This is a genomic window from Pedobacter sp. WC2423, from assembly GCF_040822065.1.
Taxonomy (GTDB): Bacteria; Bacteroidota; Bacteroidia; order Sphingobacteriales; family Sphingobacteriaceae; genus Pedobacter.
Genome location: NZ_CP162005.1, coordinates 2,075,815 through 2,099,556 on the forward strand (window position 1 = coordinate 2,075,815; position 23,742 = coordinate 2,099,556).

At 38.6% G+C, this 23,742-nt stretch carries 19 protein-coding genes; 4 read left to right on the forward strand and 15 right to left on the reverse strand.

From position 1 onward, the window contains the following. Positions 1 to 30: 30 nt before the first annotated feature. The gene (locus tag AB3G38_RS08265) at positions 31 to 267 is read left to right on the forward strand and encodes a hypothetical protein (protein WP_367868021.1); all 237 of its coding nucleotides are present in this window, start codon (positions 31 to 33) and stop codon (positions 265 to 267) included. A 190-nt stretch (positions 268 to 457) separates the two neighbouring features. Here the strand turns inward: AB3G38_RS08265 and AB3G38_RS08270 are convergent, their stop codons facing one another. Beyond that, positions 458 to 1,141, reverse strand: coding sequence for a substrate-binding periplasmic protein (locus AB3G38_RS08270; protein ID WP_367868022.1), 684 nt, complete (start codon positions 1,139 to 1,141; stop codon positions 458 to 460). A gap of 191 nt (positions 1,142 to 1,332) precedes the next feature. After that, positions 1,333 to 2,049 (reverse strand): TIGR00297 family protein, encoded by a 717-nt coding sequence (locus tag AB3G38_RS08275; protein ID WP_367868023.1) that lies wholly within the window; start codon positions 2,047 to 2,049, stop codon positions 1,333 to 1,335. Positions 2,050 to 2,121: 72 nt separating this feature from the next. On the opposite strand from AB3G38_RS08275, the gene AB3G38_RS08280 reads away from it, so the two are divergent. After that, positions 2,122 to 3,339 (forward strand): BamA/TamA family outer membrane protein, encoded by a 1,218-nt coding sequence (locus AB3G38_RS08280; RefSeq protein ID WP_367868024.1) that lies wholly within the window; start codon positions 2,122 to 2,124, stop codon positions 3,337 to 3,339. Here AB3G38_RS08280 and AB3G38_RS08285 read toward each other — a convergent pair. The 11 genes from AB3G38_RS08285 to AB3G38_RS08335 all read right to left on the reverse strand — a co-directional run bounded on the left by AB3G38_RS08285 (position 3,336) and on the right by AB3G38_RS08335 (position 19,505). After that, positions 3,336 to 5,897 (reverse strand): DUF5686 family protein, encoded by a 2,562-nt coding sequence (locus tag AB3G38_RS08285; protein WP_367868025.1) that lies wholly within the window; start codon positions 5,895 to 5,897, stop codon positions 3,336 to 3,338. The genes AB3G38_RS08280 and AB3G38_RS08285 overlap by 4 nt on opposite strands. Before the next feature lie 249 nt (positions 5,898 to 6,146). Further along, positions 6,147 to 7,073 carry a helix-turn-helix domain-containing protein gene (locus AB3G38_RS08290; protein WP_367868026.1) on the reverse strand — a complete coding sequence of 309 codons (927 nt, stop codon included), beginning with the start codon at positions 7,071 to 7,073 and terminating at the stop codon, positions 6,147 to 6,149. Between the two features lie 50 nt (positions 7,074 to 7,123). Continuing rightward, entirely contained in the window at positions 7,124 to 8,227 is a 1,104-nt protein-coding gene (locus AB3G38_RS08295) for an efflux RND transporter periplasmic adaptor subunit (RefSeq protein ID WP_367868027.1), read from the reverse strand. Between the two features lie 58 nt (positions 8,228 to 8,285). Next, positions 8,286 to 11,570 (reverse strand): efflux RND transporter permease subunit, encoded by a 3,285-nt coding sequence (locus AB3G38_RS08300; RefSeq protein WP_367868028.1) that lies wholly within the window; start codon positions 11,568 to 11,570, stop codon positions 8,286 to 8,288. A 14-nt stretch (positions 11,571 to 11,584) separates the two neighbouring features. Further along, complete coding sequence (locus AB3G38_RS08305; protein ID WP_367868029.1) at positions 11,585 to 12,982, reverse strand: TolC family protein; 1,398 nt, start codon at positions 12,980 to 12,982, stop codon at positions 11,585 to 11,587. A gap of 248 nt (positions 12,983 to 13,230) precedes the next feature. Then, positions 13,231 to 13,881: a class I SAM-dependent methyltransferase gene (locus tag AB3G38_RS08310; RefSeq protein ID WP_367868030.1), complete on the reverse strand. Its 651-nt coding sequence runs from the start codon at positions 13,879 to 13,881 to the stop codon at positions 13,231 to 13,233. A 21-nt stretch (positions 13,882 to 13,902) separates the two neighbouring features. Then, complete coding sequence (locus AB3G38_RS08315; protein WP_367868031.1) at positions 13,903 to 14,811, reverse strand: hypothetical protein; 909 nt, start codon at positions 14,809 to 14,811, stop codon at positions 13,903 to 13,905. Positions 14,812 to 14,864: 53 nt separating this feature from the next. After that, entirely contained in the window at positions 14,865 to 15,332 is a 468-nt protein-coding gene (locus AB3G38_RS08320) for an RES family NAD+ phosphorylase (RefSeq protein ID WP_367868032.1), read from the reverse strand. Positions 15,333 to 15,340: 8 nt separating this feature from the next. Beyond that, a complete protein-coding gene (locus tag AB3G38_RS08325; RefSeq protein WP_367868033.1) occupies positions 15,341 to 15,787 on the reverse strand; it encodes an antitoxin Xre-like helix-turn-helix domain-containing protein in 447 nt (148 codons plus the stop codon). Positions 15,788 to 15,878: 91 nt separating this feature from the next. Continuing rightward, a complete protein-coding gene (locus tag AB3G38_RS08330) occupies positions 15,879 to 18,458 on the reverse strand; it encodes a M1 family metallopeptidase (protein ID WP_367868034.1) in 2,580 nt (859 codons plus the stop codon). A 12-nt stretch (positions 18,459 to 18,470) separates the two neighbouring features. After that, positions 18,471 to 19,505, reverse strand: a complete 1,035-nt coding sequence (locus AB3G38_RS08335) for a GTP-binding protein (RefSeq protein ID WP_367868035.1) — start codon at positions 19,503 to 19,505, stop codon at positions 18,471 to 18,473. A gap of 235 nt (positions 19,506 to 19,740) precedes the next feature. On the opposite strand from AB3G38_RS08335, the gene AB3G38_RS08340 reads away from it, so the two are divergent. Then, positions 19,741 to 20,931, forward strand: coding sequence for an aminopeptidase C (locus AB3G38_RS08340; RefSeq protein WP_367868036.1), 1,191 nt, complete (start codon positions 19,741 to 19,743; stop codon positions 20,929 to 20,931). A gap of 129 nt (positions 20,932 to 21,060) precedes the next feature. Continuing rightward, positions 21,061 to 22,077 (forward strand): Gfo/Idh/MocA family oxidoreductase, encoded by a 1,017-nt coding sequence (locus tag AB3G38_RS08345; protein WP_367868037.1) that lies wholly within the window; start codon positions 21,061 to 21,063, stop codon positions 22,075 to 22,077. Positions 22,078 to 22,136: 59 nt separating this feature from the next. Here AB3G38_RS08345 and AB3G38_RS08350 read toward each other — a convergent pair whose 3' ends face one another. Both AB3G38_RS08350 and mgrA read right to left on the reverse strand, forming a co-directional pair. After that, positions 22,137 to 22,523: an acyl-CoA thioesterase gene (locus AB3G38_RS08350; protein WP_367868038.1), complete on the reverse strand. Its 387-nt coding sequence runs from the start codon at positions 22,521 to 22,523 to the stop codon at positions 22,137 to 22,139. A gap of 158 nt (positions 22,524 to 22,681) precedes the next feature. Next, complete coding sequence (gene mgrA, locus AB3G38_RS08355) at positions 22,682 to 23,686, reverse strand: L-glyceraldehyde 3-phosphate reductase (protein WP_367868039.1); 1,005 nt, start codon at positions 23,684 to 23,686, stop codon at positions 22,682 to 22,684. Positions 23,687 to 23,742: the final 56 nt, after the last annotated feature.

The following is a 23,742-nucleotide window of genomic DNA, read 5'->3' on the forward strand; positions in this document are numbered from 1 at the left end:
GAGCGTAAAGGCACTGATTAAGTTTATAATATGAGATACTTAGCAATCAACATCAATTACAAACTAGATCAGGACTGGTACTGTAGATTAGGATCTATAGTAGCCTGTCATAAATATTTTAGCGAACTCGGGCCTGAGCATGGTCCCGGTGTTGCAATTTACGATACAGAAATCGGTAAATATATGTGGTTGAGCGAGGCATATAACGATGACAACCCCCGTTTAATTGAAATTATACAGGATGCTACAAAGACTATAAAAGACTGAAATGAAACTATCCTAAAGGACAATTATCACAACGCTTACCTTTCTTATACTTTTCACAGCATTCTTTTTTCTTTTTGGATTTAGAATGCTTTTTATCCTTATGTTTTTTCTTATCCACGTTACAAATCTTACAGCCCTAAAAACGATAATTAGTAGACAAAATTACAATTAATTACTGAGAAGATGATATTCAGACAAGTTTAATACGATTAAACCACTTATCATGAATCGAATCATAAACACCATTGCGTCTTAGCAACTCAAGAGTTTCATTAATCTGATGCTTCAGTGCAAGGTCACCCTTTTTCATAGCTATAGCATATTCAGAATCAGTTCCTGGCATAAACATACCAATCTGTAATTTTGGATGCTTCGCAAGAAACCCACCTACAATTGGTGAATCGTCTATCAGCACATCAATTTTATGCGCAAGGAGTTTTTTATACAGTTCATCATTCGTGTCCGTATGAACAGTAGTATTGCCCGGAAACTGGGCCATCACGTATTTCTCCGCCTCTGTGGCTGTTCTGATTCCAATTTTTTTATTTTTAAAACTATCCAGATCAGTCAGCCCGTCTCCACCATTAACTACTGCACATAGCTGAAATTGCAGATAAGGTTTACTGAATTCCAGGATCATCTGCCTGGAACTGGTCATCGTTACTGCTGAACAAATCATATCCAGCTCACCTTTATATAATTTCTCGAGGATAGTTTTCCATAGTGATACCTCATAATGTAGTTCAAGGTTCAAAACTTCAGCAACTGCCCGGATCATGTCTACCTCAAATCCTTCAAATACAGATGAATTATAATCGCTGTGTAAAGGAAAAGGTGCTGCGGAATCCAGTCCTATCTTCAATATTTGTTTCATAATCTGCTATTTCAATTCTCAGGGGGCTTATATTCGTACCGATCCCTTCTTTTATTCCTCTTTTTGCAACGAAGATTAACAACCCGAGCCAACTCCTTATTTTATACTGACAATTTTAGTTAATTTTAAGGGGCTTTTTCAATATTCTCCAATATAAATATTTCATTTGACGATCAAAAAAATTAAAACTATCAGAAAACACTGATTAATAATAGAGTTATGCTTGCGGCAAACAACGTACTTAGAAAATTTACCCCATCATTACTCAGAAAATTACGGCGTTCCAGGCCTGCGCCCATTACCGAATCTGAAAAATTACCGGCAAAACCGGCAAAAACCAGAATTAACAGCTGTTCAGCGCTGCCGGTAAACAGCCAGTAAATTAATGCAATTACACCTGCTCCTGTTATACCAATTAATGTACCTTCCAAACTGATCACACCGTCCAGTCCTTTCGTATCTTTTCTCCAGCTCAGGCAATTATAAAAGCTTTTTCCGTATAAGACACCCAACTCTGAAGATAACGTATCTGCCGTAGCGGAAGCAAAACTTCCAGCAATCATGACTAATAATACCTCTTTATATTCAGGAAAAACTATCGCTGTAAAAGAAAGTAAAGTTGCTGTTCCGGCATTGGCCAGCACCTGTCCTGGCTTTCTTTGTACAGCATCCCCTGGCTTATCCAGCTTTACTTTTGCTTTCCTCCCCCAGGCTGTAGCTAATGTACCCAATAAGAAAAATGAGGTCAGAAAAGCCAGCCCAGCATAACCAATTCCGAGAAAAATAAGCATTCCGCATAGTATACCTGTCACTGCAGCCCCTACTGTTAGTTTTCGGAAACAGACACTGAAATATCCAGCTGTAATCAATAAAATGGCTACAGGAAGATCGGCACGTTGAATCAACATGATTAAAAGTAATAAATTTTATGAGACAGTATTGACAAGATTGAAGATATTCTTTGTAATTTTAAAAAATATATGTTTTTTTATTTCCGGATCGCTTTATTCTTTTTTCTGAGTACTTCCTGTGCGGTGTTTGCGCAGGAAAAAGCGCCTGTAAAGGATACTGTTGCCCAACAGGATGTAAACGATATTTTCAGAATATTGTTTAAGAAAAATACAAAAACGGATACTACTTTTAAAAAGACCAGCAGTCTGGCCATACTTCCAACCATAGGATATACCCCGAGTACAGGCTTCATGTTTGGGGCAGATGTTTCGGTCACTAAGATATTCGGCAATCCTAAAACAACAACAATATCAATTTTTGATGCTTTCGGAGCGGTTTCCACGAACCAGCTTGCCCTGATACAATTAAAACATAACGTCTATTCTGAAGCCAACCAATGGTATCTGGACGGAAGCTGGGAATTTGGAAAAACCGTTGTCCTTGACCATGGGATCGGCACAGGTAAAGATGACCCCGGAATATCTCCGATCAAGTATACTTATGTCAAGTTATATGAAAACATATACCGCAAGATATTTGACCACTTTTATGCCGGAGCAGGCCTGGCTTTTAATTATTATACAAATATTGACGACGAACGTGCGAACTCAGCCAGTTCAAGAACCAGGAACCATTTCTATAGTGTTAAAAATGGGTTCCCTACTTACGGATATACAGCCAGCGGATTATCAGTGAATCTGCAATACGATACACGTGACCAACCCTTTCGCGCCTACAAAGGAGTTTATATCAATCTATCGCTCAGATCAAACAGAAAATGGCTGGGCAGCGACCAGAATGCCACACAGTTAAAAACAGAATTGAGGAAATACTGGTCACTATCCAAAAAGAATCCTGAACACGTTCTTGCCTTCTGGCTATGGGGCTCTTATCTGTTAAAAGGAAAAATCCCCTATTTAGAATTACCAGGAACAGGAAGTGATACCTATCAGCGTCTTGGCCGCGGTTATACCATCGCCCGCTTTAAAGGCCCCTCTTATTTTTATAATGAACTGGAATACAGATTCCCCATTACAGCGAATAAATTAATTAGTGGCGTAACATTTTTCAACATGCAAACTGCGAACAACCAGTTTCGCACACATTTATTCGACTATTGGGAAGCAGGTGGAGGAGCCGGATTACGGATTTTATTCAACAAACATACCAGAACTAATCTATGCCTTGATTACGGCTTTGGTAATGGATCAAACGGTGTCTTTGTAGGAATTAACGAAGCCTTCTAGAACTCAAACTGAACCTTTGCCCTTAACCCATATTTAGAAATACCAGGATTATCCAGGTAATTGAATCTTCTCACTAAATCAAGACGCACCACTTTAAAAATATTCCCGATTCCTATACTTCCTTCTATATAAGGTAATTTCCCCAATGAATAAGTAGTTTTTACCCCCTCACCATTTACAGGAAATTGTAATAAAGATGCATCCTGATTCGGATCATTTTCTTTTCTTAAACCACCATATAAACCTTTGAAAGTAATATACTCTCTTAATTTCAGCTTTTTGATCAATGGGATCCTATTTAATATCAATCCATTGAAATTATGATCAATATTCAAACTCACATAATGATCACTTACAAATTCCATGAAATTCATCAGGTTATAAGCATATATCTGGTAAGAATAACTTTGATTTGCCCTATGGATATCCAGTAATGGAAAAGGGACTTTACCCGCTATATAACCACCTTCCAATCGTACATCTGAACGTCCGAACTGTGAAAAATAGAAACGCTTATCAATACTGCCCATCACATTATGATAATTGTATTGTCCTCCAAATAATCCTTTTATTCCTCTGGAATAATTCAGGTTAAATACCGGATATTTTTCGATGATACGCTCCCGGAAAGTTTTACCCTGATAAAACTTCTCAAAAGGTGCATAACGAAGATCCAGGCTTAATTCAGAACTGATAACCCGATCAGTCAATACCGCTTTATTATCTGCATAACTTGCGAAAATCAATGATCCCGCAGGAGTTTGCGCCCATTTCTTAAACCCAAGGTTAAAAGAAAAGTGATTACTGTATTCCTGCATATAATTAACCCTGTAATAATCACTATATAAGAACTGATTGCTTTCACCACGTTTAAAAGAAGCAATAAAATTATCCTCCGGAATTATATTTTTAGCGCCATCTCCCGGAATATCAACATCACGCTGGAAACTTGCTCTGATAAAACTTTGTGGAAAAGTATAAATAGACTTATTATTAAAAGCATAAGCAGCACTCAGATAGCCTTTCATTTTTTCATCCTTAAAACCATAAGCGGCGTAAGTATCGAAATAAAATCTTTTACTGAAGCCTGTAGTCGTCCGGCCTCCAAACCTCAGCCTGAAGCCCTCCAGGCTATTGAAACTATAAAAACTATAGATAGGACCAACCTCAGTCTTTCCATATTTTTTATAACCGATAAAAAGAATAGAAGCGACATCCATCAAACGCTTAAAAGATTTCATTTGACCAAGGCTATCCATATTGCGGTAAATTTTGATCTTTTCTTTCGCTAAAGTATCCAGGCGGTTATTTGCCCAGAACTGATCAGATCTGCGCTCTGCTTCCGGAACTACAACCAGGCTTTCCCCTTTATAAATCGCATCCGGCTGTACTACATTCGTCTTATAGTCTTTAATCACCACAGTCCTTTCCCCTTTAAAGCCTCTTCCTCCGTCACTTCCCAAACCAAAGTCCACTAACAAATGACTTTTACTCAGGTAGAATTTGCCCAGGGAATCCTGCTCAAAATTCAGCTTCACTTCCATAGCCCGGACGAAATTTATGTTCACACCTTTACCAGTTTTCAATAAAGCGTTCTGAACAGCATACTTCCCATCCATGGTGATATAAATCTTTCCTTCGAACAATAATGCATTTTTATTACGTGGAACGAAAGAAAGCTCAATTAAATTAGGCTTGGCAGTCTTTATCGTATCTGTGATAAAAAACTTATAAAATGTAGGTGCACCATCGGCAATAGGACTCAGAAACTGGCTGTTTGTAAAAATGATATTGTTATCATAAATATTTACATCCGCATACATTCTTTCGAAATAATTACCAATAGCATTATTATCAACAAGCCCGTTATCAAAATTCACATGCTTGTCCGCCAGCATAATTACCTTTTTTTTCTCTGGGTTTTTACGGTAATAATTCTGAGAAAGACGTTCTCGAAGATAAATAGGTAAAATATTCTTGCCCCCTATTTCGGATGAATCCTGCTGATCAAACAAGAACTGATATTTACGGAAAAGTTTTTTATTCTTGAATTTCTCTGATAAGTTACTGAGTGAAAACTGCATCCAGTCATACTGCTGATACTCCACTTCATTAGCACTTTCCAGTCTGTTCATAGACTTATGCTCGATTACTTTCCTGATCAGTTCAACAGCCGGATTACCCTTATTCTTATAAGGAGCCTTTTTATTAGAGCTGATTGTGACCTCATTGAGATTTTGTGACTCTTCCTGAAGTTTGATATTCAACACCTGTGCCTGACCAGCAACCACAGGAAAGAAACGTGTTTTGAAACCTACATATTCAACCTGTAGCTGGGTATAAGGTTCAGCCGTGCTGATTTCATATTTCCCATCGATATCAGTTCTGGCCATTATTTTAGTGCCCTTAAACAAAACTGTAACATAAGGGATAGGAGTCCTGTCCTTCGCATTTGTTATAGCTCCCGAAATTACGGTACGCTGGGCCGCAGCCTGGAGTGTAAAAAGAAAAACAAGTACAGTCAGTACACAAAAAGACTTCTTCTGGATATCAATCATAATCTAAAACGCCTGGCCTAAGTCTTTTTATTAATATTTATGCAAATAACTGCTTAATCATACACTGATCAGCGTGTATTAATATGACAACTATCTGTATATCATACCATCACTCTAATTAACCAAATGTTTCTCAATTAAGATGTTAATGTATGTTAAAAATCATACCAATTCATGATCATTACCTAAAAAAAATCAAAAAGATACGTTATAAACAAAAGCATAGTTAAAGGCCGCAGCGAAACCACACTAACTTAAACCAATTATTTTCTCCCGGAATGACTTTGGCGCGGCCATAGTCTGGCGCTTAAAGAAAAGATTGAAGTTTGCGGGGTATTCAAAACCCAGGCAATAGCCTATTTCTGAAATATTCCATTCCGTATGCTTTAGCAAAGCAATGGCTTCATTTGCAATACGCCCTGAGATATGCTCAGAAGTAGTTTTACCAGTTACTTCCTTCACCGCATGATTCAGGTGGTTCACATGGATAGATAAGCGTTCGGCAAAATCATTCGCTGTACGAAGTTGTAGTACATGCTCAGGAGAATAAATAGGAAACTGTCTTTCCAGCAATTCAAAAAACAAAGATGCAATGCGGGAAGAAGCATTATTTGATTTAACATGCGCTTCAGAAGGCTGCATTTTCATCGCCTCATGAATAAGAAGATTGATATAATTACGGATCAGATCATACTTATAAGTATAATCACTCTCCATTTCTACTATCATTTTTTCAAAGATTCTGGACACATGCCCCTGCTGTTCCTTATTAATATAGAATACAGGATTATCCTGTATTCTGGCCAGCAGAGAATTCTTTAACGGCTCTGTACGCTGGCGCATAAAATTTTCGGTAAACACACAGAAATAACCCGATTGGAATTCAGAAGTTGACTGCCAGGAATATGGGACAGTCTGATTGGTGATCATCAACGCACAACCATCAATTTCTATCTCCTGATTTGGATAATGGAGCACTCCTTTTCCAATGATATAAGCAATCTTATAAAAATCCCTCCTGTTATAAGGGGAAGGATTTAAGGTGCAGTAACCGAACCTTTTAAACACATTAAAATGTCCGGTATGTGCATCAAGTATTGTATTTGGAATAGTGATATCTGGTCGGTTAACAGCAAACATCTCATAAAACTCCTGAAGGGACATACTTTTTTTCACGCATTAAAATTGCATAAATTTTAAGATGTCCCTATATTTTTTGTGTAAAATTATGGTTTGATAACATCTCCGGGATGAATTTCTTCATTAGCCTGACTAACCAGTACATCCCCTTCTTTAATATCGCCAAAAATCTCTACCCTGTCATCCGTTTCACGTCCCTTTTTAACTGTTACCTTTTCTGCTTTCCCAGCATGCGCACGAATTACATATATGCCTTCTGCACTTTCAACCAGAGCCGTTTTGGGAACAGTAAAAGTGCTGGCATTTGCTGGCAAAGGGATGGAAACATCTGCTACCATTCCTGGTAAAAGCTGTTTCAGCAAATTAGGGACATCCATCTCTACTCTTTCTGAACGTAAACGCTGATCCAGCGCACCAGATAACCTTTTTACTTGAGCAGTGAACAACAAATCTGGTTGTGATTTCACAGTAAAAGTTACTGCATCCCCTGCTTTAAGATAACCCGTATATAATTCGGGGATAGAGATTGCCAGACGCAAATGTTTCTGTTGTTGTAAAGTGAATAACGGAAATTCAGAGCCTTTTCCTGAAGGCCCGACATAAGCCCCGAGATTCACATTTCTCGAAGAAATTACCCCATCAAAAGGCGCACGGATTTCCAGGTAATTCTGAATAGAGCCTACTTCTTTATAAGCAGCTTTTGCTGCATTAAACTGAGCAAGATCTGAATTTCTTTTAGCAATAGCCTGATCCAGATCATTTTTGGAAATTGTTCCGGGAGTTTTACTGGTTTCAAACAAACGCTCATAATTCGCTTTACTGGCTGTATAAACAGCTTCCTGAGACTTTAGACGAGATTCAGCAGCAGCAAGCTGCGAAGTGAGTTCTGGCGCTTCCAAAGTCATTAACAATTGCCCCTGCTTAACCTCAGACCCAATATCTGCCTTTAGTGTTCTTACAAAACTACTCACCTTAGCATAGAGATCTACCTGTTGATAAGCAATCAGCTCACCAGGCATTTTCAGTGAAGTCGCCATTTTTTCTTTGCTCAGAACAAAAGTCTTGAGCTCAGCTTTTTGATCAGCAGCTTTATTTTCTTTTTTCTCTTCGTGGTGACAACTGCTCAGCAAAGCTGCCAATACCATACTGCTAAAAAAAAAGGAAGTCCGGCGGAATATTTGTTTGTTCATTATATGAGATGCTATGTATCTGTTCTTAGTTATATTTAAGGTGTTCAACACCTGATTATTATTTACCTTCATGTAATCCTTTAATAAAATGTGCACTTTCTTCATCTTCGGGATCTAATGACAAGGACTGCGTGGAAACTTTACCCTGTACCCATGCAAATACCATAGGCAAGATAATTAATACAGCGAAAGTAGAAGCAATCAATCCTCCGATTACTGCTCTTCCAAGTGGAGATACCTGGTCTCCACCCTCCCCATGACCGATAGCCATTGGTAACATACCCGCTACCATCGCCACACTGGTCATAATGATTGGACGTAAACGTAGTCCTGCTGCTTCCCTGGCAGATTCCAGTGCATTCCCATTATGCTTTCTTAACTCTTCTGCATTCGTAATCAAAAGTACCGCATTGGCAATAGACACTCCTACAGACATAATTATGCCCATATAAGACTGTAAATTAAGCGTAGAGCCTGTTAATTTCAATAACAATAACGATCCTAATATTACAGCCGGAACTGTGGCCAAAATAACAAGTGGTACCCTGAATGACTGGAAGTTAGCTGATAACATTAAGAAAATCACAACAATAGCCACTAATAAACCAGTCTGCAAACTACTGAGCGTATCATCCAGCACTTTTCCCAGACCAATCTGTTCTACCACAACTCCCCTTGGCAGTTCACCCAGGTTTTTGATCGCCAGAGTCACATCTTTATTGGCTGATCCTAAATCTTTATCATTCAGATTGGCAGTTACAGATAAGTATGGCGTAGCTCCAAGGTTATCATTTTCACCATAAGTAGTATCAGCTTTAATCGTAGCCACATCACTTAACACAGGCCTGCTGCTGTTTTTAAGCAGCGGAATTTCACCAAGATCATCCTTACTGTTCATCTGGTTTAAAGGAACCTGTACCTGAACACCATAAGATAAACCAACCTTCTCATCTACCCAGTTATTTTTATCCGTATAACGGGAAGAAGAAGTTGAGGCTACCAGTGATTTCGAGATATCACTCAAATCAATTCCGAGCTGAGCCGCACGTACCCTGTCAATATTAATATTTAAAGAAGGATATTTAATCGGTTGTGCAATCTGCACATCTCTCATATAATTGATTTTCTTTAATTCAGAGACAATTTTATTTGCGTATGCCTCGTTTATCTTCTTGTTTTTACCAGCAACCCTGACTTCAACCGGAGTTGGAGAACCCTGACTTAACACTTTATCAGTTAATTCGATAGGTTCAAATGATAACTTGACATCAGGAATCTCTTTTTTGACTTCATCACGCAGCTTATCTTTCAGCTCATCCATATTCACATGGTAATCTTTCAATGCGATCTGGAAAACAGCTTCATGAGGTCCACCCATAAATAAATAGATTGGATTCACAGAGAAAAGTGCAGGGTGCTGTCCAACATAAACAGAAGTAATTCCCACATGCTCAGGCCCTACCAGTTTTTTCAGGACTTTCAGAATCATATTTGCCTTTTCTTCTGTTCTTTCTATACGTGTGCCATCTGGAGCACGCATCCTGAGTTGAAACTGGCTTGAATTCACTTTAGGCAATACATCACGGCCAATATTTGATAACATTAAAATTGCAGAACCGATAATAACGATCAGGTAGATGATCACAACCGGCTTACGGATCAGGAATAAACGGTCAATAAAACGCATAAACCTGTTTCTGAACCGATCAAATAAGGTCACTTTTCCACCTTTATCATAAGTCTCACGCTCTACCAGAACTTTTTTCTGATTCAGCGTTTCCTGTTCAGATTCCAATGTTAAACCCGTTTGATTAAAAGCATCCTCCTCATCAGTAATTGCAGGATTAGTTTTGGCATGCTGATGGGGATGCGCCACCATTAACCAGTTGGCCAGAATAGGTACAAAAGTTTGAGACAAAAGGAAAGAAATGATCATGGAGAATCCAATAGCCAGTGCTAAAGGTAAAAACAAGGCTCCTGGTATACCTGTCATTGTAAAAGCAGGTGCAAATACAGCAAGGATACACAATAAGATCAGTAACTTAGGAAAAGCAATCTCCTTACAAGCATCCCATATTGCCAGTGCTTTAGGTTTACCCATGTCAAAATGCTGGTGAATATTCTCTATAGTTACCGTAGACTCATCCACCAGGATACCAATGGCCAGTGCCAGCCCCGAAAGCGACATAATATTAATAGTCTGTCCAAATAATTTCAGGAACAATACACCCGCAATAATTGAAGTTGGAATGGTCAGAATAACGATTAATGCAGCTCTTTTATCTCCTAAAAATAACAAGACCATTAATCCTGTCAGGATAGCTCCTATTGCACCCTCACTGATTAAACTTTCTACGGCATTGATCACTGATACAGACTGGTCAAACTCATAAGACAACTTAACATCCTCAGGTAATGTATTTTGAATTTTCGGCAAATTAGCTTTCAGATTCTTGACCACATCCCATGTAGAAGCATCTCCCGACTTGGCAATACTCAGATAAACAGAGCGTTTACCATTAATCAATGCATAACCGTTGGTTATATCCGCTCCATCTTTTACACTGGCAACATCACGTAAGTAAAGATTCTGTACTCCTCCTTTAAACAAGGGGATATTCTCAAAATCTTTAATTTCCTTAATCGTATAATTGGTTGGTGTAATATAGTTTTTATCCCCTATACGCACATTTCCCGAAGGAGCCGTCTGGTTATTGGTACTGATAGCACTTACAATCTGCTCTACAGTCAGGTTATGCGACCGCATTAAACCTGGATTCACATTAATCTCTACCGTACGCGGACTACCTCCAAAAGGTGCCGGCGCCAGTAAACCTGGAATAGCAGTAAAAGAAGCACGGACATAGGTATTCGCTAAATCCTGCAATTCATTGTTACTGCGGGTCGGACTGCTTAATACCAGTTGTCCGATAGGTAATGATGAAGCATCAAACCTGATAATAAAGGGGGGCTGGGACCCGGGGGGAAAGATCGCCTGGGCACGGTTAGACAGGGCACTCAGTTCTGAGGCCGCCTGTGCCATATTCGTTCCCTCATAATAGGTCAGCTTCATCAGCATCAGGCCCTGTGTATTTTTAGTTTCAATACTCTTTATACCATTCGCAAAGAGCAGGACATTGACATAGTTTTTAGCAAAATAAGACTCCATTTGAGTAGGTGTATATCCCCCAAACGGGTGGGCGATATAGATAACCGGCAAATTCATCTGAGGTAAAATATCGACCTTGATACTGGTCATGGCACTGATACCAAAAAAAAGTAAACCGGCAACAAACACCATTATTGAAATGGGTTTTCGCAATGCAAAACGTATTAAATTCATATCTGGGTAGCAGCTTAAAATTCGTTAATAAATAGATTATAATCACCCATTGCGGCCGATTTCAGTAATAAGGCCTGCCATACATTGGTATAAGCAATATCACGGTCAGTCTCTGCCCTGTTCAGCGCATAAAGTGCCTGTGTTAAATCAACAATCGTTGTCAATCCATTCTTATACAAAGTACTTTTCTGTAAATATGCCTCACTCGCTGCCTTAACCTGCACAGGAGCTTCGTTATAATTGTCCATTGCATTTTTAATCTTGGTTTCAGCAATGGCCAGTTGCGCATGTAATTGCTGATCAACCAGTTCATATTCATTTTGCAGGCCGCTGGAAATATAACGCTGTGCTTTGACCTGCGGCGCATTACGCAGGATCGTCGTTAAGTTCCACGTTACGCCAACACCGAATAAATAATTGCCCCGGGTTGGATTAACCCCATCACCATAACTATGTGAATAAGCATTCAGGTCATTCGGATAGTTAGTTTCAAATCCCGAACCCTTGCCCTGTAGTATCCCGATGAAAGAAAAAGTCGGGTAAGCTAACCTCTTATAATAATTCAATTGTTGATTGCTAACCTCTATTCTGTTCTTGTAAAATTTCAAAAGCGGATGTGCTTTGAAATTCACATTGGTATCCGTTAATAAAATTGACTGCGGAACATGATTGATAAATGCAGTGTCTACCTTAAAACCAGTAGCAGTAACCGACATTAAAACACCTAGTTTATTCGCCTGTTCCTGCTCCAGATCAACTGCTTTGGTGAGTGAAATTTTAGCATTTGAAACTTCAGCCGCAGCTAACGAAGAATCTACTCCGGCAATCAGTCCATTTTTTGCGCGCAGCGCTGCATTATTTTTAAAAACTACAGCTCTTTCCAGATTTTTCTGCTGAGATTTAGTCAGTCGCTGAGCTGCAAGCAAATTCAGGTAAGCAGCAGATACCCGCACCTCATGCTGGAATATTTCCTGATTCAGATCATTTTCATCCCGCTTAAGGATTTCTTTTGAAACTTTGATCTTTTCACGGATTCTTCCGAAGCTGAAGAAATCCCAGTTTATATTACTGAGATAAAGCGCTCCAAAAGCAGCATTCCAATTTTGCCGGGCAAGTGCCGGGCCAGACGAAGCCGTGCTTAATCCGCCTAAAGCAGAAAGCGGTCCGTTCTGACCATTAATTGTTCCATAATCTTGCTGTGCAGCAAGCGTTAAATTTGGGAGATATTCCCTTCTGGCCTGTTCAACTGATTGTTTCGAGGCACTCACATAATTGCTTTTTGCCCTTATAGTTCCATAATTGGTAATTGCTGTATGAACCGCATCCTTCATATTCAGGGTTTGGGCTTCAGTAGTTACAGCAGTACACAGGAAAGAGGAAAAAAGAAGGGTAGAAAATGATATTCGGGGCATTAGACTGAGGTTAAATTAAATCGTTATTCTACTTTGTGTTTATTGTACATAGCAAAAGTATATGTTAGAACATCAAATGAAAATATTCAGTTCAAATCAATACTTATTAAATTCAAACAATTAGGCTTAAAATCGCTTATTCAAGGCGATCAGGAATGAATTAAAGGCATTTAAGGGGAGATAAGCGGGTAATTTCAGGAAAATCTGACTAAAACTATGCTTATATGACAATAAGCTGACTTACAATCTTACAAAACCGGGATAATCCGACCAGATTTCTGATAAATAACAGCTTTAATAAAACTACCATAATAAAAATTGATTTTTACGATGGCATAAGACTGTTCTTCGAAAAAATGTTCTGTATTAATCAACGTTTTTGCTTCTACGGATGAAATCTTGCTGAAAAACAAATACATAGACTTTAACAATAACAACTGCCACCTCTTTCCTGATTTCTCCGTATAATAAAAATCAGCAAAAAGCCATATTCCACCAGGCTTAAGCAAAGCATTAAGCTGTTTAAAGATCAGCCCGACATTATCCGCAGAAAAATTATCAAAAAAGAAAGCAGTAATCAGTACATCATAAAATCCTGAAGGTTTAAAATCTTCCATAGCCGCGTGGACATACTCTACCGTATTTCCCTTTACCTCTCTTTTTTTTGAACGTCCGAGCATTTTGGACGAAATTTCGACATAAGTGATCTTTAATCCAGAGGAATGAACTTTAGCTATTTCTTCCAATATCCAGCCAGTTCCCCCGCCTGCAATTAAAATAGTACTGTTCGCGGGAATGGCCGCTAACTGCTGAATCTGTGCTTTCACCTGTGCACGAAAAAAGACCATTCTGCTCAGTACATCATAATAATCCGCTATACTGTCATAATTATTCTTCATTCTGGTCTTTTAAAAAGCAAACTAAATAAACTGCATTGCAATAATGCCACAAATGGCCTTCACCATGATCAGCCCATCAATAACGATAAGATAATAAAATATTTTCTTTCTGCTGTTCATAGAATAAGCAACCAGTGCAGTGAGCACAAAAGGAATCAGGTTAAATATAATTCTTGATCCGGGAAAATGTTCAATATTGGCAAAAACCAGTAAGGATACAATTCCGGTTATTAAAAGTGGAATCAGTACAAAGAATATTGTTTTTTTAAGTCCTATTCTGACCACAAAAGTCTTCAGCTGATTGTTGGAATCAATCGCATAATCCTTCATATCGAACATGATCGCATTGACCGTACAGAACATCCAGTTCTTTACAAAAAGAAAATACCAGAGCGTCGTTCTGGCTACATCAGTACCAGCTTCTATCTTCAGTAAGATCAATGGTAATAAATTTGCAGTAGCCGCCCATACAAAACCTATAATGAAGGGTTTCAGCCAGCCTGTATTCCGTAAATTGAGGTTAAAGAAAAACATAGGTACTAAACCATAATATAAAACAGCCATAGCTACGATCATACCTACAACCATCCAGTAGGCCAGAGGCAAATTTAAAATAGCCTCAAAATTACTGACAATCATATAAAAAATCAGTCCGCCGCAAACCATACTCAGCACAAGCTGACTTAACCGGACAAAACCACGATGTGCTGCATACCAGGCTGTTCTTGGATTTTGTGTTTGCTGACTATTGGTTGCCCCCATATACGCATAAGTATAATAGACGATTGGCGCAAGGAACAACAATACATAATAATTCAGGGAATTAAAAGGGACTTTTAACTGTAAAGTAGACTCTATAGTCAAAGCTACGGCCAGTAAACCTATAAAATAGTTGCCAAAAAATATAAACTTTATAATTTTTAAACCCATTATAAGATTTCCTGAGCTGGTTTGAGAATCTGCATTAATTTGTGTGTGCTATTTTAATGGTATTTTTTGAGGATATCTTCTATTCTTTCATCAGGAACAAGATCCGTTACTGCAATTAACTTAATTTTTTTAAAATCAGGATGCAAAGTATTGATTACATAATTATTGCACTCCGGCATTACCGCTGACGGGACTTTCAAAACAGGTATCCGCAGGTCATCAAACCATTTATTACCTATCGGCTGACAGTGACTATAATCATAAGGATCGCGCCAGTCGGGATCCAGCTTACTTTCTTCTACCGTACTGATCAGCAGATCGTCCGGGATTTCAATAAAAACTGTTTTAAAATCCTGATTAAAACCAACTCCCTGCCGCCTTACCATATTTTCCATGAAAGCCAGCGGGATATTTTCTGCACAGTAAATTACAGGCTTACCTGTAGAAGCCCATCGTCCATTTGCACCTGAAGCAGTAAGTGAACCTGCATAGTTTTTATGCCCTATTCTGAATACGATCATCTATACACTTAAACAGCGTCACCATAAGCCATTTTCAAGAGCTCATCTGCAACCAGGTCTACTCCGCCCGGGGTAGTTAACCAGTCCATAGGGCGCTCTTTTGAATTCCAGAAAGGTTTATTTAACCAGTAACTGAACTCATCTACAGTGCCAAATAACTCTACTCCTTTTTTATAAAGGCCTATCAGTTTAAGCAAATGCTCGCCATAAACAGGTTCCAGTAATTTCTTTTGCTCTTTATAATTGCTGATGGTCCGGGATGATATATTAATCAACTCTGCCAATGATTTATTTGAAATATTAATCGCTTCAGCAAAATCATAGAATAAACCGGGTTTTAACCCCTGTCTCGCATATTGAAAGACTTTCATATCATCACTTACATCAATTGCATTAAACTTGACGCGAAGTGTCTCTGTGCGTTTATCCGAAAGTAATACACTTGTAGCTGACATATCCTTGAGTTTAGAAAACTAATATACGAATTTTTTCAATATCAAGGTTGAAAATATTCATATATCCATTTAGTCTCTAAAATAACCAGTCTTATTTACTTCGCTGTGACGATAATCGGGCTGCCCGGGCAAGATTATCAGTTGCCTGCAAGATTTTCGCCTTTAAACGCGGATTATAATCCGGATGATTTTTAAGAAATTCACTCACTATAGCAGCAGCTGCTGTACTTTGATAATATCCGAATGTAGCCTGTAACCATGACTGTGGAAAGAAGATATCACCAGTTGACTGAATTTCCCCTAATAATTCGAGACTTTTCTCTAAATAAGAAACACTATATTGCTGACGCAAAGGATGATGCAAATAATACAAAGCAGCCAGAACATTGGATTCTTTTGCCCTGTTTGCAGGAAATTTCAAGCTGTCAAAAAACTCATCCCTTATACTTTTCTTCGCTGAAACAGCCGGCATAATAAATTCAAATCGCTTTTTACGATCAGGATTCGTAATTCTTGACTCCTGTACAGGTAAAATAGAAACATCCATATCATCTCTTACCGCCAGAGAAAGTGCCAGGCTGGTATAATCATCCTCAGAAAGGGTAACACCTGCAGGAGCTTTCTGACTTTTCCAGATCTGATAAAGCTTATTTCTGGCTACCTGACTCATAAAAATATCCTGATAAGCTTTAAAAAGCTGTTTTTTATTATTGCCGCTTTGCTGTTGCAGCATAGCATCCCATAATTTATTTTCCAGCGCAACTGATAAAAGCTGTCTTTCCTTAACCCCACTAAATTGCCAGTAAATAGTACTGATATAATTGCTGAGCAGCCTGATATTCAACTCTTCCCCTTCTTTAGCCAGCCCCTGGCTAAACAGCGTTAATAAAGCGGATGGCTCTATACTTTTCCCGCTTAGCATCTGCTCGTATAAAGAAATATAAGCAACAGAACGATGCAAAGGCTTCTTCAGCGCAAATAAATGTTGTGGAACAGCAGGATCAACCGGCCATTCTCCATACCCATCACCAGCCGAGTTAAAAAGGATAAATAATGGTTTATCTAACCCCGCAGCCGCTTTAAGCTCCAGCTTTTCAGTTACTAAATCAGCATTGATTACTTTAACAGCATCCGGATAAAATAAAGTGACCTCAAAAGTTTGCGGCCATAACCTTTTTTCTCCGGATTCAGCTTGCTGGGTAATCACCAAAGCGCTTATTTTGTCTCCCTGATAACTTATCTTATAATCAATAACAGGCCTGCCACTCTCATTGACCCACACTTTATTCCACTGCTCTAAATCTACAGCCGTATGGCTATCCAGAATACGAATCAAATCCGGCCATGAAGCGTTACTATTTGCAAATTTCTTTAAATATTCACTGACCCCTTGCTGAAATTTATCTTTCCCCATCAACTTTTCCAGCTGCATCATCATCACAGGAGCTTTATGGTAAATAATATTTCCGTAAAGTGTGCCTGCATCCTTTAAATTATCAAGTGGCTGACGAATAGGGTTAGCTCCTGCTGTACGGTCAACCGCATAAGCCGCAGGAAAATGATCAATCAGGAATTTAATAGCATAATTATCCTTTCCATCTGTTTCCTCCGCACTTTTATCCGCCATAAAATTGGCAAAAACCTCTTTCATCCAAACATCAGAAAACCAGTCCATGGTTACCAGATCTCCAAACCACATATGTGCAGTTTCATGTGCAATTAAGTTATTACGGGCATTCAGCTGATCTTTAGTTGCACCAGCATCCAAAAACAAACTGGCTGCTTTATATTGTATTGCACCAGGATGTTCCATTCCACCAAACTGAAAGTCAGGAATAGCTACAAATCCAAACTTCTGGAAAGGATAAGGAATCCCGGTCCAGTCTTCCAGATATTTTAAAGCACCGGAATGAATCGCATAAATAGCTGGCAAGCTAAGTTTAATCTTTGCAGCATCAGTTTCCCGGTATAGAAAACTTGCCTGCTGTGTATTCACAATCCCCTGATCAAGCTGAAACTTACCCGCTGCAAATGCAAACAAATAGGTACTTAAAAGCTCAGAAGTTTTATAATGGTAAGTTTTACGTTCCTGCTGCTGTACAGAATCTTTCAGCTCTGCATTGGCTATAGCTTTCCAGGCTTTGGGCAAATGAAGGGTTAAGGTATAAACAGCCTTTAAATCGGGTTGATCAAAACAAGGAAAAACAGTCCGCGCTCTGTCCGGAACAAATAAAGTATACAGATAATCAGTATTTCTGTTTAACGCACCTTCGCCAGCACGAAACAGAATCCGGACCTCATTGTCCCCTTTTTTCAAAAACTCCGGCAGAAGGATCAAATGTTCCTTACTATGCGTTACCGGAGCTGATTTACCATTAATGGTCAACAGACTGATTTTCGAAGGATCCTCCTTAAAATCAAGTTGCAAAGCTGTTTTGGTATTACTCAATCTGAAATTCAGAATTTCATGTGCAGCAATCCTTTTATTTTTTTCGGCCGGGATATCAAATTCCAATGTATAATGAATAGCCGTCAGCACAGCTTTCCGATAAAGTGCCAGCGACCTGCTTACCCCATTTTCCACCGCAGGAACCACAGGTACCGCTTTTCGTGAAGAACAGGAAGTCAATACAATAACCAGCAATAACAATAGTTTATAGCGAAGGAACATACCGGCAATTTACTATTTTAGATCAGATTCAGCATATAAACAAGTACGGAACATTTTATCAAAACCAAACACTTTAAGCCCTTTTCCAATCACAACGATCTTTGTTTCTTTAATTTCATCAGGTAACCAGTTTTCCCCAAGCGTAATAGAAAGTGATTTCCCTACTGTTTGCAAAATAATTCTGCTTTGAAAAAGATGACTGTAAATAATGCCCTTGATCCGGTATACATTAGCTGATTGCAGAATCAGAAAAACCATCATCCGATGCTCCAGTTCTTCAATATTCAAACTCTCCTTATATTTTAAAAGTATAGTTTCAATATCACTGTGTTCATGTTTTTGATGAGAAGCAGCAAAAGCCATTAATGATTGCTTTTCATTACTGCCATTACTCAGGGTAAACATTCCTTTTGGTGTAGAAACAGGCTTTGGATTGCTGTAGAAATTAGCAAAACGCGCTCTGGCAAACATTTGATGCACCTGAAAATCATCCTTAGTGGCAATCAGTATTTCAGCAAATGGATTGATCGCCTTTAAAACAGCCTGTAATTCTTTGACATAATCTTCACTCACCCGCTCCACCTTATTCAATAAAATACAGTCACTAAAGGCGATCTGCTGAATCGCTTCAGGACGTTCCTTTAACTGATCTTCGATAAGCTCTGCATCTACAATACAAATAACTCTTTTTAAATCATATCCCCTTTTCACCTGGTCCATAGTCAAAAAAGGATGCGCAATATTTGCAGGATCAGCAATACCAGTAGCTTCAATGATCAAATGATCCCATGAATCCTTTTTATCCCATAAATTATTTAAAATCTCAAACAGGTCATCGTTGAGCGTACAGCAAATGCACCCGTTATTCAACTCCACCACATCTTCATCCCCTTTAATAATTAGTCCGGCATCAATACTCTCCGCACCAATCTCATTCTCTATGATCGCAAAACGGGTATCTTTCATTTTTGAAATTACCGCATTCAGGACTGTTGTTTTCCCTGCGCCTAAAAATCCTGTGAGGATTGTTACTTCTTTTGCTTTCATATAGTCATTGAAATTTGAGCTGCCTTTTATTTACAAACTTACTATTTACACCCGTTTTCAGCCAAATAAAATAATGTTCAATAGTTCGCTGTGTAAATTTTATGTGGTTCAGGATATTTTCCCGGGAATATTTTTTCATTATTGTCTAAAAGATGTACATTGCCAGACAAAGATACGCAAATGCAATATTGTTGCGCAATAAATATTACCTTGAATACTCATCAAACACACTATAATGAATAAATCAATATTTAAACCTTTAGTCTTCGCCTCAGGACTACTATTAACTTCAACATTTGGATTTGCACAGGATAATCTGGTCAATTCTTTAAAAAACAATCAATCTGCAAACAGTACTTCAGGCTTTAAATTCACGGATGTGATTAACCTTGAAAATACACCGGTTAAAAATCAGGGTTCCTCAGGAACTTGCTGGAGCTATTCTACAAACTCTTTCCTGGAATCAGAAATGATCAGAATGGGTAAAGCACCCGTAGCTTTATCAGAAATGTTTTCAGCGCGTAATGTTTATGTAGAAAAAGGTAAGAATTATGTACGCATGCATGGCGCTGTTTCTTTAGGTGACGGTGGAGCTTTGCATGATGTAATCAATATGTACAGAAAATACGGCGCAGTTCCGCAAGTCAACTATACAGGCTTAAACTACGGTACTAAAATTAATAAACTAAGTGAAATGGGTGCAATTACTACAGGTATATTAGAAGCTGTAGTTAAAAACAAAACATTAACACCAAACTGGGAAAAAGCTTATACAGGAGCAATTGATGCTTATTTAGGTCAGGTTCCTGAAAAATTCGATTACAAAGGTAAAAGCTATACCCCACAAACTTTTGCAAAACAGGTGATAGGGATTAATCCGGATGATTATGTAGAATTGTCTTCATTTAACGATCATCCTTTTTACAGCAAATTCACTTTACTGGTACAGGACAACTGGTCATTTGACCAGGTTTACAATGTTAAAGTGAATGAAATCACTGATATCATTGACAATGCATTGAAAAATGGTTACTCTGTAGCCTGGGCTACTGATGTAAGCGAGAAATCTTTCTCTTACAAAAATGGAGTAGCTTATATCCCTGTTAAACCATATGATGAAATGAATGAGCAGGAAAAAGCAACGATGTTCAGTGAGCCAAAACCAGAAATGGAAATCACTCAGGAAAACCGTCAGTTAGCTTTTGATAACTATGAAACTACAGATGATCACGGTATGCATATCGTTGGATCAGCTAAAGATCAGAATGGTAAAGAATACTATATTGTTAAAAATTCATGGGGTGTAACCAATGACTATAAAGGTTATTTGTATGTAACCAAGAATTATGTAAAATATAAAACTACTGCTTTCTTATTGAACAAAGGCGGTATACCGGCAGCGATCAGAAAAAACCTGGGTATTTAATCCGGCATAGCTATCCATACATAAAAAGAGGGTTAAAAGGTATTATATAATATCTTTTAACCCTCTTTTTATGTTGATGCCTGAATATACTAAGTCTTTCTCAAAGAGATATATTTAATATATTTATCCATGCAAAAACCAATAAAAACAGGCATATTATCCTTTGGAATGTCTGGAAAGTTATTTCACGCCCCATTCGTAGCTGCACATCCCGGATTCGATTTATATGCAGTAGTAGAAAGATCAGAAAAAACAGCACAGCTTCGTTTTCCTGAGCTCAAAAGCTATGACTCTGTAGATGAACTTATTGCAGATCCGGAGATAGAACTGATCATTATCAATACCCCGAACTATACACATTTTGAATTTGCACAAAAAGCCCTTCGCGCTGGTAAACACGTTTTGGTAGAAAAACCATTTACAGTAACCGTTGAAGAAGCTGAATTACTTTTTCAAGAGGCAAAAGAACGTAAGCTATATCTCCTTCCTTACCAGAATCGTCGCTACGACAGCGATTTTTTAGCTGCAAAAGAGATCTTAGACAGTAAAAAACTAGGACAACTCGTAGAAGCTCATATCCGCTATGACAGATACCGGTATACCATCGGGCCTAAAGTATTTAAAGAAACGCCAATGCCAGGCAGTGGTTTATTATACGATCTCGGGCCCCATTTACTCGATATGGTATTCGCACTGTTTGGTGAGCCATTAACGTGGACTAAAACATTGGGCTGCTACCGTCCGGGAACACAAGTAGATGACTATGCCTATCTGCATTTAAAATATCCCGGAAACCTGCAGGTATTTATTACGATGAGCATGCTGGTTGTAGAACAGCAGCCCGCATTTGTGCTCCATGGAACCAAAGGTTCTTACTTCAAACATCGTTCAGATATACAGGAAACACAACTCTTAAAAAACATGAGCCCTGATGATCCATTATATGGAATTGAATTACCAGGAAAAGAAGGTATTTTGAGTACAATTGATGCAGGCGGACAAATTACCAGAACAATTATTCCTCCAGGCAAAGCTTCTTATCTGAATTTATTCGAGGCTGTTTATCAGACCATAAGAGCAGATAAACCCTATCCTGTACAGCAAGAACAGATTATCCGCCAAATTACGATACTGGAAAGTAAATAATTATAAAAGGGCCGCATTATTAAAGAATACGGCCCTTTGTAAGCAGCAGCATTTAAAACTTATTTAAGAATCGCTGTAGGTTTTTTATGTTCATCAATCGCTACAAAGGAGAATTCACCGGTAACAGCTTTTTCACGATCGTCACAATACATCTGTTCTACATAGATTTCTACCTTTACTTTCATACTGGTATTTCCGATATGGCTGACCGTGCCAACCAGTTCAACAATAGTTCCGGCAGGAATAGGCATTTTAAAATCTATCCTGTCACTGCTTACTGTAACCATTCTCTGACGGCTAAACCTTGTAGCAGTAATAAATGCCACTTCATCCATCATATGCATGGCTGTTCCACCAAATAAGGTATCATAATGATTGGTAGTATTAGGAAATACGGCTTTAAAAATTCGGGTCTCTGATGCTTTAATCTTCTCTTCTATAGTCATTTTTGTATTTTATATATATTAAAACGGGCAGTCTGCAAACAGACTGCCCGTTTAAGGCTGCAAACTTACTGGTTCTTTTACAGATAACCGCAATTCTTTCACAGCTTCAATCCTTTCGACCGGGCGTGTATTGTACAGTTTACGATTTAAATAAGAAATCAGTTTTTATATGAATCAGATAAAACATGCTCAATTGCACTCAATTCATCTTCACTAAAAGATAGCTGATCAAGACATTTGATTGAATCTGCAAGCTGTTCTGGCCTGCTTGCCCCTACCAGTACAGAAGTGATCCGCTTGTCCCTTAAAACCCAGGATAATGCCATTTGTGCCAGGCTCTGACCACGTTTAACCGCTAAAGCATTTAATTCCTTTAACTGTTGAAGACGTTCGGCAGTAACCTGATTTTCCTGTAAGAATCCATGCGGCTTTGCCGCTCTTGAATCTTCTGGAATACCGTGCAGGTATTTATTGGTCAGTAAGCCCTGGGCCAATGGAGAAAACGGAATACATCCAACTCCTTGTTCACCTAGTAAATCCAGTAATCCCCCTTCTATCCATCTTTCAAACATAGAATATTTAGGTTGATGAATTACGCAGGGCGTACCCAGTTCTTTTAAAATACGCAACGCTTCAGCTGCTTCAGGCGCAGGATAATTTGAAATTCCAACGTATAAAGCTTTTCCCTGGCGAACCATTAAATCAAGCGTAGCCATCGTTTCTTCCAGCGGAGTTTCAGGATCCGGACGATGGTGATAAAAAATATCTACATAATCAAGCCCCATACGCCTTAAACTCTGATCCAGACTGGAAACTAAATATTTTTTAGAACCCCAGTCCCCGTAAGGGCCATCCCACATCGTATAACCAGCTTTGGAAGAAATAATCATTTCATCCCGGTAAGCCGAAAAATCCTGCTTTAAAATGGTACAGAAGTTTTCTTCTGCCGATCCCGGAGGCGGGCCATAATTGTTTGCAAGATCAAAATGTGTAATCCCGCTATCAAAAGCGAGCTTCACCATGTTTCTGGAATTTTCCAGCTGATCAACGTATCCGAAATTATGCCACAATCCTAAAGAGATGGCAGGCAATTTTAAACCGCTTTTACCGCAACGGCGGTATTGCATTTGAGTGTAACGTTCTGGGTTGGCTAGATATGGCATAAAAAAAAGGTCAAAAAAAAGAGGGTAATAAACCCTCCTCTTCCGGTAAGGTTGTG

What these genes read in the sequence shown, in the direction of transcription:
- AB3G38_RS08265 (WP_367868021.1), top strand. Translation starts at nt 31, where the DNA reads ATGAGATACTTAGCAATCAACATCAATTACAAACTAGATCAGGACTGG.
- AB3G38_RS08270 (WP_367868022.1), bottom strand. Translation starts at nt 1,141, where the DNA reads ATGAAACAAATATTGAAGATAGGACTGGATTCCGCAGCACCTTTTCCT.
- AB3G38_RS08275 (WP_367868023.1), bottom strand. Translation starts at nt 2,049, where the DNA reads ATGTTGATTCAACGTGCCGATCTTCCTGTAGCCATTTTATTGATTACA.
- AB3G38_RS08280 (WP_367868024.1), top strand. Translation starts at nt 2,122, where the DNA reads ATGTTTTTTTATTTCCGGATCGCTTTATTCTTTTTTCTGAGTACTTCC.
- AB3G38_RS08285 (WP_367868025.1), bottom strand. Translation starts at nt 5,897, where the DNA reads ATGATTGATATCCAGAAGAAGTCTTTTTGTGTACTGACTGTACTTGTT.
- AB3G38_RS08295 (WP_367868027.1), bottom strand. Translation starts at nt 8,227, where the DNA reads ATGAACAAACAAATATTCCGCCGGACTTCCTTTTTTTTTAGCAGTATG.
- AB3G38_RS08300 (WP_367868028.1), bottom strand. Translation starts at nt 11,570, where the DNA reads ATGAATTTAATACGTTTTGCATTGCGAAAACCCATTTCAATAATGGTG.
- AB3G38_RS08305 (WP_367868029.1), bottom strand. Translation starts at nt 12,982, where the DNA reads ATGCCCCGAATATCATTTTCTACCCTTCTTTTTTCCTCTTTCCTGTGT.
- AB3G38_RS08310 (WP_367868030.1), bottom strand. Translation starts at nt 13,881, where the DNA reads ATGAAGAATAATTATGACAGTATAGCGGATTATTATGATGTACTGAGC.
- AB3G38_RS08315 (WP_367868031.1), bottom strand. Translation starts at nt 14,811, where the DNA reads ATGGGTTTAAAAATTATAAAGTTTATATTTTTTGGCAACTATTTTATA.
- AB3G38_RS08320 (WP_367868032.1), bottom strand. Translation starts at nt 15,332, where the DNA reads ATGATCGTATTCAGAATAGGGCATAAAAACTATGCAGGTTCACTTACT.
- AB3G38_RS08325 (WP_367868033.1), bottom strand. Translation starts at nt 15,787, where the DNA reads ATGTCAGCTACAAGTGTATTACTTTCGGATAAACGCACAGAGACACTT.
- AB3G38_RS08330 (WP_367868034.1), bottom strand. Translation starts at nt 18,458, where the DNA reads ATGTTCCTTCGCTATAAACTATTGTTATTGCTGGTTATTGTATTGACT.
- AB3G38_RS08335 (WP_367868035.1), bottom strand. Translation starts at nt 19,505, where the DNA reads ATGAAAGCAAAAGAAGTAACAATCCTCACAGGATTTTTAGGCGCAGGG.
- AB3G38_RS08340 (WP_367868036.1), top strand. Translation starts at nt 19,741, where the DNA reads ATGAATAAATCAATATTTAAACCTTTAGTCTTCGCCTCAGGACTACTA.
- AB3G38_RS08345 (WP_367868037.1), top strand. Translation starts at nt 21,061, where the DNA reads ATGCAAAAACCAATAAAAACAGGCATATTATCCTTTGGAATGTCTGGA.
- AB3G38_RS08350 (WP_367868038.1), bottom strand. Translation starts at nt 22,523, where the DNA reads ATGACTATAGAAGAGAAGATTAAAGCATCAGAGACCCGAATTTTTAAA.
- mgrA (WP_367868039.1), bottom strand. Translation starts at nt 23,686, where the DNA reads ATGCCATATCTAGCCAACCCAGAACGTTACACTCAAATGCAATACCGC.